The sequence below is a fragment of the Moorena producens PAL-8-15-08-1 genome, assembly GCF_001767235.1.
Lineage (GTDB): Bacteria > Cyanobacteriota > Cyanobacteriia > Cyanobacteriales > Coleofasciculaceae > Moorena > Moorena producens_A.
Map to the genome: position 1 here is coordinate 4,571,254 of NZ_CP017599.1, position 11,985 is coordinate 4,583,238.

Consider the following 11,985-nt stretch of genomic DNA (forward strand, 5'->3'; position numbering starts at 1 on the left):
TTAGGTTATTACAATGGTTTGGCAAAGGTGATATTACCGTAAAGAACTAAAGCTAAAATTGTTGCCATAGACTAAGAAGGTTAGAAAAAAGAACAATATCTCGTATAATCCGTTACGAGAGGATGCACTTCTCAGCAAAGATTACTCGTGCTGATTCTTTCAGTTCCTTTTCTCCCCCCTAAAGTATGATTACTCAAGGGGTTTATCCGATTTTTAAGGAGATAAATTTACAATGACGATGGATGTAATTGACCATGGTGGAGATCCCCAAGTGGGTAATCTAGCCACCCCAATTAATTCCTCTGCTTTCACAAAAGCTTTCATCAACAACTTGCCAGCCTACCGTAAAGGCCTCTCAGCCAATCGCCGGGGTCTAGAAGTTGGTATGGCTCATGGCTACTTTCTGTATGGACCGTTTGCCTTACTAGGTCCGTTACGTGGGACAGACTATGCCAGCACAGCTGGTTTACTGGCAACAGTTGGCTTAGTGGCTCTTCTGACAGTTGCTTTATCTATTTATGGAGCGGCTGGCTCCGGCAAACCTAAGGCAACATTGACCACACCCAATCCACCAGAAGACTTAGGAACTAAAGAAGGCTGGAGTGAATTTGCCAGTGGTTTCTTGCTTGGTGCTTGTGGCGGGGCATTTTTTGCCTATTTCCTATGCCAGACACCTCATCTAGCGCCACTGCAAAAGATTGCTAGTGGAGTATGGTCTTCTTAACTCTGACTGGAGACAAGAGTTTCTGATCGCGCAGCGGAGGCGAAAGCCGATAGCTAAGCAAGAGAGTAAGGTGACTGACACTTAGTTAAATCACCTATTCTCTTGTTAGCACTCCACCAAAGACATAGATTTGAGGAAAAGAGCGATGTTCCTTGTTACCCCTTTCGTCTCGCCCAGGGGGTAGACTTCCAGATAGTAATAAACAAAGCTCCAGACACCAAAGCTCCCAAATTCCATTTTACAGCACTTTTAAACAGACCCAGACGACGAGACGATAAACTCGATTGAGCTTGGTTTTGTATCCTCTGCTCACCACGAGCAATGAATGAAGCTAGCTGTTCTTTCACCCTCTCCAATTCTTGAGAATTATTGATATCCGGAGTGCTACCTTCACTACTCAGGCTTGCCAAAAGTTTTTCCATCTCCGCTTCTGTATTTACTTTCTCCAAAGCATCTTTAACTTGTTGGAATTGGGTCATCCCTCGGTTAACTTGAGTAGTAATTTGAGTACTGGCTTGTTTATTAATCCGCACTGTGTTAATAATTCCCAAAGGAATCAGCAAGAAATATAGCACTCCCAGCACCAAAGCTAACCAGGATAAAACCTTCACAACCAGGACTTCCCATCTCTCCCGCCCATGGCGCTCTCCATAAAACACCAGGGCTAAGCCGAGTAAAGGTACAGGCACCCGTTCCACCAATGCCCCTATAGTCTGTAATTCCCAGGCAGGATTCATAAAGTTTGGTGGGATCAACGTTTCAACTACGTCAAATACAGTTAGCACTAAAAGGCCATAACCTATCCAGTGCAACAGAGTCGCAGACCTTAGAACAGAAAAGTTAAACTGCCGTATATCCTCTACGGATTCAGTCAATTTATTGCCATCTAATTTAGTCATATATTAAATATTCCTTCATAATAGGACACGATTGTCGTAAACCTTACCTCAAGGTTTAGGAAAGTGTAAATACCACCAGTCGTACCAGTCAGGCCAAACATTTTCCAGCACTTGATAGGCAGCTTCAGGGGAAGAATTCTCTAGAGGAATAGAAAGATGAGCCCACAGACAACGGTTGTCTTGTAGCTTTACCTGACCCAGTAACCATAGCAGCAGCCGACGGGAGCGTACATCGTAAATATCCCGATTTTTCTTGAACTGATAACTGGTGACCGTACTGCCACCCCGGGGGTTGATACAAGAACTGAGGTAAGCCCGCTCTTGGTACACAAATAAGCGATGAAAACCTATTTTTTTCTGCTGGCGTGACACTATTAATTCTTGACTAGCGGGTTCAATCCCTATGTACTTTTGAAGGAATTTATTAATATCACCCCCGCTCTGAACTAAATAGCGCATCTTTATATCTAGAGGTAAATCATTCTGAATATATCGATAGTGCTTGCCAGCTTGTAGTGTTTTATCAACAGCCGTTTGACCAGTCAAACCTTGACTTTCCAGAGGCTGCCATTCTGGTAAGGGAACTGTAGCTGGAAATTCAAAAGGGGTGATGGGACGAGCGCTTGTAGTTGGATACCAAATTACTTTGCCCATAACTGATAAAGTAGCCCCAAAAAGAAAAGCTAGCAGCCAAATACGTAGTGATTTCCAATCGAGCATGACATCAAGGCAAAAGGTAAAAGGCTTGCAGGTCTAGGACATTCTTGGGACTAGAAGCCCTGGGTGTTTATGAGGTTTAAGGTTCTACGCTCTAGAGTTTAGGCTAATGGTTGAATTGCTCTAAGGTTCTAACAAGCCTATGAAGCACAACTTTATTACTACCTAGGGGTGCATCTCACTTTGGCTGTTTGAACCTGTGGTGCGTTACGGGACGGACTGTCCCAATACTTACTGATAAAATCAGGGCGAGTCCGTCCCTAACGCACCCTACCCAACTTTTTTACAAAGATGAGATGCACCCCTACCTAGCCCTGATCTGCTTTTTTTATAGCTAATATCTAATAATGCCTAATACTTAGACTTTAGGTTAGTGGCTTAATCTTCAGTCTTTGGTGCATTCTGTTGAAGTATAAAATTGCATAAGAAACCGAAAATAATGACAGCAGCCAATGAAAAGATCATTGAACCATCTCCAAAATGCCAATATTCAAAGGCTTCATAACTATAATAAGCGACTAAAATAGCCATCAGGCTAACTCGAATAGAATTAACAATAAATCCTACTAAAATAGCTATCAGTGGTACCAAAAATTTTTGAACCCGGCTAGTAGGGAACATAAATAAGAATAACAACGATATTCCCAACAACTGAAGCATAGAACTGACGCCAGAACAGCCGGGATTTACTTCTATTCCTCCCGTTGGCAGGATTAAATAAACCCCTTGCCTAGAGACTTCAAATCCTGAGTACCAAAGGAGCAATCCAGAAAACTTAGCAGTTAATGTGGATACATCAATCAGTAATGTTGGCAATCCAGATGGTATAGCGAGACATAAAAATATAGTAAGGTGCTGCCAATATTGCTTTAATCCCTTCACTCCAGATGCCAGCAGTCCCAAACCCAATACTGAAATCAAAGGAGAAAAGCGGATAAAAATGTCATAGCCTGATACAAATGTAGATCGCAACAGTACTAACCCAATTAATAATGACCCTAAAACGCCAGAAAAAATATCACTTTCTAGGTCCAAGGTATGGCGTTTTTCCCATACCATGTAAGACACAGCCACCCAAAATAAAAAACTTGTACTTAGTAAATCAGCAATGTTACTCCTGTCAGCCAGAGTCAATTGAATTGCTATTAACCCAGCTGCTATACCTACTAGCCAATATTGGTAATTTTTAAGGTGTGTAATGGTTGCAAAATGAGTAGCTTTCATCGTGATCTAGCAATATTACCATAATCGGAGACGTCAGACTAAGACTCTTTCATAGTTTCCCTGACTAAGCTAAAAAAAATATCTATAATGGTCAGCTTTTTTTTAAAATTGATAATAACTATGGGGTTTTAACTAGTCTATTATAACTTAATTGGTTATACTATTTACCCTAGCAACTCATTGCTAATGAATTAACTATTTTAAGTTATATTAAAACTAGCACTATTTAAAAAAAAACTATTTATTATAGTCATTTACAAAGTCTAAAGCGTGCTTATTTGTGTAATTTTTAATTATTTGGTAAAATAAAATATATGACAAATTAGTGCTTGTTCTATTCTTCCAATCAAAACTCTCCCACTCAGGACTATTTTTTGCTTAATTGGTTGATTTATCCAACAGCTGTACCTTTGGGGATTTGACTATAACACCAGTTTACTCAAATAAATTGACAAAATAATATTTATATGCTAAAGATAATTTTTAATGATTGATATATCCCCAGATCCTCAGGGGGTAAATCCCTCAGCCTGCAAATAGAGGAAATTTTATCAAACCAACTATAAATAGTTAATTAAATGACTTTAGCGGAATTAAAACCTGGAAAGCTTGCCATTATCGAGAAAGTTCAGATAGGTTTGCAGGTCGAAGGTCTCGCCAATCGACTAGAAGCAATTGGCATTATTCCTAATAGACAAGTCCAAGTGTTGCGCTCAGCCTGGTTTGGGGGACCGTTACACATTCGAGTTGGTTCCACCACAGAAGTAGCTATCCGACGGCAAGAAGCTAGCATGATTGTCGTTAACCCTGTCAAGGAATAGTTAGGGGTTAGTGGTTAGGGGCGATGTTAGCAGTACGCTATTATCCTCCCCTTCCCTGCAGGGGCGCACCTAGCTGATAGCTTACTCCTCAAAGGTTAAACAGCGGATAGCCTCTAGTAACCCTCTAGCTTTATTGAGAGTTTCTTGATATTCTTTTTCTGGGTCAGAATCTGCTACCAAGCCCGCACCAGCTTGCACTGAAACGGTATGTTTACCAGAACCAGATGGGCGAACTACCATAGTCCGGATTGCGATCGCACTATTGAGCTGACCTTCAAAATCGTACCAGCCATAGACACCGGAGTAAGGCCCGCGACGTTCTGGTTCCAGTTCCTGAATGATTTCCATTGCCCGAATTTTGGGGGCTCCACTCACTGTCCCCGCAGGGAAACAAGCTTTCAGTAAATCCCAAGCTGTTTTAGTAGCATCGAGCTCCCCTACTACATTGCTAACAATGTGCATGACGTGGGAGTAGCGCTCAATGAGCATCAGTTGATCCACTCTGACTGTACCACTCTTGCACACACGACCCAAGTCATTGCGACCCAGGTCAACCAACATAATGTGTTCGGCAATTTCCTTTGGATCTTCGAGTAACTCCTGAGCTAGAGCTTCGTCTTCAATAGGAGTTTGACCCCGACGTCGAGTTCCAGCAATTGGTCGTAACGTTGCCTGGATTTTTTCCTTTGGGGAAGCTGTTGCCTTTACCATTACCTCCGGGCTAGATCCAATGATTTGCCAGTCCCGAAAGTTAAAATATGCCATGTAGGGTGAGGGATTAATCAGCCTTAGGGAACGGTAAAGGCCAAAAGGGTCACCCTTGTATTCTGTCGAGAGGCGCTGGGACAATACCACCTGAAAGATATCCCCAGCTCGGATATAGTCTTTCGCTTTTTCGACATTAGCGCAAAACTGGGACTTGTCTGTATTGCTTATATAAGACAGTTCTTGAGTAGCACTCTCTGGAGGTGTCCATTTGAGTAATTTGTCCTTACCTAAGAACTGCCCTTGCAGTTTGTTGACCAGATTACGAACGCGATCGCATGCTTTTTGATAGGCTGCCTCTAAATCTCCTTGGGTCTGTCGTAAATCAGCATAAGCGATCACCCAAATCTTACGCTTGACCTGATCAAAAATAATCAGGTTGTCCACTTGCATCCACAATCCATCGGGTAAGTCATTGGACTGTATAGGATAAATTGGCACACGGGATTCACAAAAACGAATTAACTCATAACCCCAGAAACCGAACAAACCGCCTATTCCTGGCGGCAATTGGGCTAACTTTACAGGTTGATAGGATTTCAGACAATTCCCTAAGGTTTCAAAGGGGTCTCCCTCAAATACTGTTACTGACCCATCCCGGTTGGTCTGAGTCGTGCGATTTCCCCTAGTTTCCAATACCCACAGGGGTTCACAACCTAGTAAACTGTAACGTCCCAGATTTTCACCACCTTCTACCGATTCCAACAAGAAGCTGTAGGGTTGACCAGCACATACCTTATACCAGGCAGAAACTGGCGTTTCTAAATCCGCCACCCACTCCTGGGTTACCGGTACAAAATTACCTTGTTGAGCTACGGTTGAAAATTGGGAAAAATCTGGGAAAATCATGGTCTTTCTCAGCTCAAGGTTGAAAATTCGGCAAACAGCTGAAACTGTTGGTCACAACGTTCAACTTTTTCCCCTTTACCTTATCACTGATTCATTAAACCTCGTAAGTTGCCTTCCCACTGAACTTGATAGTTGCAGGTTCTGGGTTGCTGCCAATATTGCGGTCCATTTTCCCTGCATAGGGACGCCCTTCGTTGACTTTCTCTGGGAATACCCCATCTGCGGGATGCAGAAACTGGGTTTCACCATTGGGATAAATCCGGTAAATTTTATAGTCTTCGATTCTGGGCTTAAATGTCCGCAGTTGGGTTCCCAATGCCAGACACTGTTCCTTACGAGCTAAGTAGAGCAAGTTTTCCCCTTCATTCATGATGGCAGCGCCACCAGTAGGCATTTCAAACACTTGCTCTTTTGAGCTTGTCCAGGTGATAGCGTATTTTTCTTCAACTTCAGCTTTGGTCAGCAATCCGCCAGTGCTACCACCAAATATGGGAGTTTTTCCCGTCAGTTCTTCTGCCATAGTCTTTTTTTCTCGTGTCTGTAATAAGGCATTCAAGGGAATACTATCATCGAGTTCATACCTGTCTGGCTACTTTGTCAAGAACTGTAACAGTTCTTTAGCTATTCGTGATTTTAGTCATTGGTCTTAGTCATTGCTGATTAGTCATTGGTCACGTGTCATTTCTGCTGCCACGAGACTTTCGGCTGATTACAAAGGAGCCTAGACAAATAATAACTAACAAAAACACACAAATTTAACCCTTGTCACCTGTCAAGCCAATGACATGAGATTACCCACACCACCCTAGCCTTATCGGTGTGGAAATTTGGGCAAGCCCAGCTATTGCTTTGAGATCAGGTCAGGTTTAATACTGACGGCATGTCTTACCGCCAAACCAATAATGTTTATTGCTTCTAATGTTGATTACTATAGTCACACCAGGATTTACTGCTACCGTAATATTAAACTAAGCCAGTGAGTCACCTCACTGACTCGTCTTCAAAACCGGACTTGAAAGTTTCCCTTCATCCGGCTCCTCGTTATAGGAACCATTGTCATTGGTACCTCTGCACTAGAATGGGTTGTCATCTAATTCAGTAGAATCGATTTTCTTTCCGTGCTTTGCATCATGGCAGTGTAAGTGGAGTAGTTCTAGGTTTTTGTCTAGGTCGTTTCCACCGAGTGAACGTGGTATTATGTGATGCTTTTCCATTACATCTCCATCTCTGAAGGTTAGACCACAATGATTACATTTCCCTTTTTGCCGTTTCAAAAGTCTACCCTTTTGAGTGGTCATTTCTGGGTGTTTTTGCATTCTGGTGTTCCAGTAAATTAGATTACCGTTAAAAGGACTTTGGGTATCTTTAACTTTGACATGCCTGATTATTTCTGTTTTGGCGTGTCTTTGTAGGTGTATCTCCTTTTTTGTCATAAATACCCAATTGTCTATTTTCGGGGCATCCCAGGGATTCTTAGGTTTTTCAACCCTCGTTCCCCAGTATTTATTGGTTACCCAAGATTTGGATTTGTTTGGATGTCTCCTATAACCCCATCTTTGAAGTTTGTTCCAGAGTAGGTGGTCTATCTTTGAGTAGGTTTCTTTACTACAGACCGTTCTGTAATAATTACACCATCCTCTTATGACAGGTTTTAGATGCTCTATCAGGGCTTCTTGTGGAGCAGATTTGTGTCTATCAATTATTCTTGATAGGCGTTCCAGGTACTCCTTCACTTTCTCTTTTGATGGTTTTATGATGGTCTTGAAACCTTGTTTTGATTGGTACTTTCCGACTCTGTATTGACGGATGTTGAATCCGAGAAAGTCGAATCCATTGGTTGTATGTACCAATTTAGTTTTTTCTGGTTTCAATTTCAGTCCTATGTCATTTAGCCATTCATCAATGATTCTTTTACATTCCTCTACCACTTCTTTGTTTTCATGCATAATGAGAAAGTCATCTGCATACCTTATCAGATTTATGCTTTGTCTTTTCTGCTTTTTACTTCTCCTTTTTATTTTTAGTGTTTCTGCATATTTCTTGATATGTTCTTCCATTCCGTGGAGAGCTATGTTTGCCAATAGTGGTGATATTATGCCACCTTGGGGAGTTCCCTCTTCTGTGGGAAAAAGTTTTTTATTATCCATCACTCCGGCTTTTAACCATGATTTAATCAGGCGTCTCATAGATGGATAAGTGTTTATTTTCCTCAAGAGGGCATCATGATTGATTTTTTCAAAGCATTTTTCAATATCGGCGTCAAGAACCCATTTGGATTTATGATTGATACCGGTAAATATTGCTTCGATGGCATCATGACAAGACCGTCCTGGCCGGAATCCGTAGCAGTTAGGTTCAAAGATTGCTTCCCATTCAGGTTCAAGTGCCTGTTTTGAAAGAGCTTGGAGTGCTCGGTCATATATTGTAGGTATCCCTAGAGGCCGTTTTTCGGACTTTCCAGGTTTGGGTATCCAAACCCTTCTTGTCGGTTGTGGCTTCTTTTGTATTTTTAGGCTGGCTACTAAGTCGAGTCTTTGCCTGTGTGTTAAGGCTTTTTTCCCGTCTATTCCGGCAGTCTTTTTGCCTTTATTTTGTTGGGTTACCTTTCTGACCGCAATCATTTTTGCCGCCCAGGATTTCATCAGGAGTTTTTGGAGCTTTCTAACCACGCGAACTTCGCCACGTTGAGAGGCTTGGTAAATCCGTTTTTGCAACTTGAAGACAACCTGTTCCAGCTTTCGCCAGTTGGTTTTCTTCCATTCCGACTGTGGGGCGAACCCCCTAGTTTTAGACATTTTCATTGCTACTCATAGCTTCACCTTTTCCTATAACGTGAGTCCGTCAGCATATTCTGAACATTACTTCAGACATTGGCTTCTGACTCAATCTTTCTCACATAGGCCATGCGGCTAACTACCTACTTAGAGACCGACCTCTCTAAGAGCACCTATGGAGTTACTTCGTTCCTGATAGTCATTTTCTGGACTTTTAGGGTGATACTATTCACCGGGAATTAGGGAAATCATTATAAGAGGACTGAATCTTATAATCCTATTATTCCATTGGACTTTTGTCTCTGGCAGCGTATCAGCCTTATTTCGCTGCTTAAAGGTAACGATGATTATATTGTATCTTCCATGTGTACCCTTGAGTCCTCTGCCTGTTACTAACGCCATTTTTGGCTTATAGCGCTTCACTGTTCGACCCCGCTTTACCCTAAAACTTGTTAAGTTTCAGTGAGTAGGGGTAGGGCTGTCACTCAGATTTCATGAGGGATGATTTTTCACCATCATGACTATCAAGTTGTCAAGGTTTTCACCTTGCGGTTAATCCCCCTTATCCTTTATAGGGTAAGGTTTCTAACCAACGAATCGCACCAACCCAGCCTTTTCAGCTTTGGTTGTCAATTTTAATAGACAGCAGCCAATAACCCTAATTTTCTTGAAGCGACATACTCTGAGACTTACCTATCTGGTAAGTGTCGGCTTCTCCCCAATCCCAGACATGGATATTTAGTTAAGTCAATAATTTCCTTAGGTCAAAGGTTCGGCGTCTCGGTACAAAGCCAGCTTTGCTACTGGCGGTATCTCCCTAGGCCAATTCAATCAAACAATTAAATCAGGTAATTAAATCAGAAAGGGAACCGACGACTGGCCGTGTTTCGTCTCGGTTCCCTGACTGGTTCGCTCCTCACACATCCGTAAATATACCGAAAACTTTCTGGATTTGTCAACCCCTTTGGCAAAATTTTTTTTTTCGGTCAAAGTTCACCTGGTGCAGGGACACCCAGTTGCTCTTCTAGAAGCGATCGCAAGACTACTTGAGTTACTCCCACTAATCCTAACCTGGCTTGAGCCAGCCTAGGGGTCTGGTGTTTGACCTCCCCCCAAATGCGACAGCTACGGTAGAACTGCTCAAAAGCATTGCTCACAGAACTTGCCAGTTTTAGCCAATTCTTTGATTCGGTTCCACTAAAGTAGTCTGTCAAGTCCATGATTTGACCAATCAAAAGTCTTTCTGCTGGATGGACAAACTGTATAAGCTGCTGATTTGTCTGTGTTCCTAGGTCGTCTTTTAACCAGGGAATTGGATCTGGCACAACTATCAGTCCCCTAGAGGTTTTCAAGTCCATACTCTGAATCTGGATTAAGCCCTGGCGATGAGCCAAGCGCAGGAGTGAGCAGCAACGAGCATGGGCATACTGAACTCTAAAAATCTTGGAAGTATCTTGTGTCAAGAGTGCTGAGTGCTGATTGCTAAGTTCTAAGTAGGGCAATAGATTCTTTTGACCTTGTTGAGGGCGAAAGCTAATCAGCGTGTCTGTTGAAGGTTGAATCCAATCTTGTAACCAAGTTGCTAACCCGTGATCTGTCAGCCAAAAATTAATCCAGCCTGGGGGAGCTACTTCAACCTCGAATTCGATCAAGTTTTGTTTCCCACCATCTTGAGTTATGGTTGGCAAAGATACAGTTAACTGATGAGCAATGGCTAGAGGACTTTGCTGCATGGCGCGAGAAAGCTTGAGAGCGATCGCTGAGCGATATGCTACACCAGTATTATCTGAGCAGCGTTCTAAAGGAATCGTTTCCAATATCAACTGGGGAATACCAGAATATACCATTGCTCTGGATATCTGTTCTTGTAATCGAGATCTCAGGGCAGCAGAATTACCTGACAAATTTACGCGCCATGAGCTAATCCTCAAGGTATTTTTTGTTACTTTGGACTCCATGTAAGATCTAGATAAACTTGTGTATCCATCAGGCTCGGAGCTTATGTATTCACCATCCGACCCATTAGAGGTATCCCGACCCTTTGTAACTTGGCAAAGGATCTTAGATTGGGGACAGGAACACTACCGTTATAGGACGTTTAGCAAAGATGAGCGGATTCCTACCCGTCCTGGGTTGTTGTATTTGGTAGAGCGGGGGGCAATCCGTTTGGTGGGTACTTCTCAAGTCAGTGCTAGCCCCAATTGTTCTGAATCTCAATGCTCCCATCAGAATATGGAAGAAGCGTTTTTAGGATTCATTGGTGCGGGTCAGCCCTTTGAAATTGTTGCCCTTTCACCCTTCACACTTCAGGCTTACTCCCACGTTGAGCAAACTGCTGTGGTATGGATGTACTGGGATGACTTAGACAACTGGCCACACTTCCGACGAGAGATATTAGATGCATTTAGGCTTCAGCATCAACGCAAACTCCTGTGGCTGAGTACCTTAGGACAGCGACGAACCATTGATCGGCTCTTGGGATTTCTGATACTCTTGGTTGAAGAGTTCGGGGAACCGTGTCAACAAGGTTACTGCTTACCATTTCCCTTAACTCACGCACAAATCGGTAGTGCCATTGGCTCCACCCGCGTGACTGTCACTCGGTTGATAGGAAAGCTTCGCCAACGGGGAATAATCAACACTCATAAGGATAATTTAATTTGCTTATCAGGTGACTCAGTACCTAAGATAACTCCTAATTAGGTACACTTATAGATACTTGTGTTCGAGTAAGTGCAGTGGAAATCTAATTTACTGCCAAACTGGCAACACAGCCATGCTAAATTGGTTTTTAATAAAGACATACCTAACAGATCGCACAAATCAGCCATCCTGTGCCGTAATTGATGATCAGCTTGGCTGTGCTGTGAGGGGTAGCACCCTTCACAACACAGCCAGTTTTTTTTATAGCAATGGGTGTAATGGTATTTCCAAATTGCCAAATTCGAGGCACAAAGCGATGCAGCGCTACTAGCTCCTCCGTTCGCGTTTGCACAGGGTTAGGCTTTGCCCGAAAGCGTGGCCCACGACCAATGTCCTCTGCTCCCTAAAACCGAATAGGTGCGCTTTCTGCTCTTTGTGCGCTTTCCGGATCTAATTCTTAAATTCGCCACGGGTCGCACCTTAAGAATTAAATTCCCATGGTAGTGCGCGCCTCAAAATGAGAATTGCTATACTTTGGCCACCCTACTTTAATTGGTATTTTTTTTACA

The 11,985-nt window shown here is 42.7% G+C and carries 11 protein-coding genes; 3 read left to right on the top strand and 8 right to left on the bottom strand.

Annotation, left to right across the window (positions count from 1 at the left end; all coding sequences use genetic code 11):
- Positions 1-238: 238 nt before the first annotated feature.
- Positions 239-724 carry a photosystem I reaction center protein subunit XI gene (locus BJP34_RS16965; protein WP_198954299.1) on the top strand — a complete coding sequence of 162 codons (486 nt, stop codon included), beginning with the start codon at positions 239-241 and terminating at the stop codon, positions 722-724.
- Positions 725-879: 155 nt separating this feature from the next.
- Here BJP34_RS16965 and BJP34_RS16970 read toward each other — a convergent pair whose 3' ends face one another.
- The 3 genes from BJP34_RS16970 to crtA all read right to left on the bottom strand — a co-directional run bounded on the left by BJP34_RS16970 (position 880) and on the right by crtA (position 3,564).
- On the bottom strand, positions 880-1,623 hold the full coding sequence (locus BJP34_RS16970) for an HpsJ family protein (protein WP_070393362.1): 744 nt from the start codon (positions 1,621-1,623) through the stop codon (positions 880-882).
- Between the two features lie 48 nt (positions 1,624-1,671).
- A complete protein-coding gene (locus BJP34_RS16975) occupies positions 1,672-2,277 on the bottom strand; it encodes a cyanoexosortase A system-associated protein (RefSeq protein ID WP_229424412.1) in 606 nt (201 codons plus the stop codon).
- Between the two features lie 441 nt (positions 2,278-2,718).
- Complete coding sequence (gene crtA, locus BJP34_RS16980; protein WP_070393364.1) at positions 2,719-3,564, bottom strand: cyanoexosortase A; 846 nt, start codon at positions 3,562-3,564, stop codon at positions 2,719-2,721.
- A 578-nt stretch (positions 3,565-4,142) separates the two neighbouring features.
- On the opposite strand from crtA, the gene BJP34_RS16985 reads away from it, so the two are divergent.
- The gene (locus BJP34_RS16985; protein WP_070393365.1) at positions 4,143-4,385 is read left to right on the top strand and encodes a FeoA family protein; all 243 of its coding nucleotides are present in this window, start codon (positions 4,143-4,145) and stop codon (positions 4,383-4,385) included.
- A gap of 81 nt (positions 4,386-4,466) precedes the next feature.
- Here BJP34_RS16985 and trpE read toward each other — a convergent pair whose 3' ends face one another.
- The 4 genes from trpE to BJP34_RS17005 form a co-directional block, all read right to left on the bottom strand.
- The gene (gene trpE, locus BJP34_RS16990) at positions 4,467-5,999 is read right to left on the bottom strand and encodes an anthranilate synthase component I (protein ID WP_070393366.1); all 1,533 of its coding nucleotides are present in this window, start codon (positions 5,997-5,999) and stop codon (positions 4,467-4,469) included.
- Between the two features lie 94 nt (positions 6,000-6,093).
- A complete protein-coding gene (locus BJP34_RS16995; protein WP_070393367.1) occupies positions 6,094-6,519 on the bottom strand; it encodes a photosystem I reaction center subunit II PsaD in 426 nt (141 codons plus the stop codon).
- Between the two features lie 553 nt (positions 6,520-7,072).
- A complete protein-coding gene (gene ltrA, locus BJP34_RS17000) occupies positions 7,073-8,800 on the bottom strand; it encodes a group II intron reverse transcriptase/maturase (protein ID WP_083305223.1) in 1,728 nt (575 codons plus the stop codon).
- A 959-nt stretch (positions 8,801-9,759) separates the two neighbouring features.
- Complete coding sequence (locus BJP34_RS17005) at positions 9,760-10,731, bottom strand: DALR anticodon-binding domain-containing protein (RefSeq protein WP_070393368.1); 972 nt, start codon at positions 10,729-10,731, stop codon at positions 9,760-9,762.
- Positions 10,732-10,774: 43 nt separating this feature from the next.
- Here BJP34_RS17005 and BJP34_RS17010 point away from each other — a divergent pair, with 43 nt between their 5' ends.
- Positions 10,775-11,476 (top strand): Crp/Fnr family transcriptional regulator, encoded by a 702-nt coding sequence (locus BJP34_RS17010; RefSeq protein ID WP_070393369.1) that lies wholly within the window; start codon positions 10,775-10,777, stop codon positions 11,474-11,476.
- A 103-nt stretch (positions 11,477-11,579) separates the two neighbouring features.
- On the opposite strand, the gene BJP34_RS17015 is transcribed toward BJP34_RS17010, so the two are convergent.
- Positions 11,580-11,768, bottom strand: coding sequence for a hypothetical protein (locus BJP34_RS17015; RefSeq protein ID WP_070393370.1), 189 nt, complete (start codon positions 11,766-11,768; stop codon positions 11,580-11,582).
- Positions 11,769-11,985 lie beyond the last annotated feature (217 nt).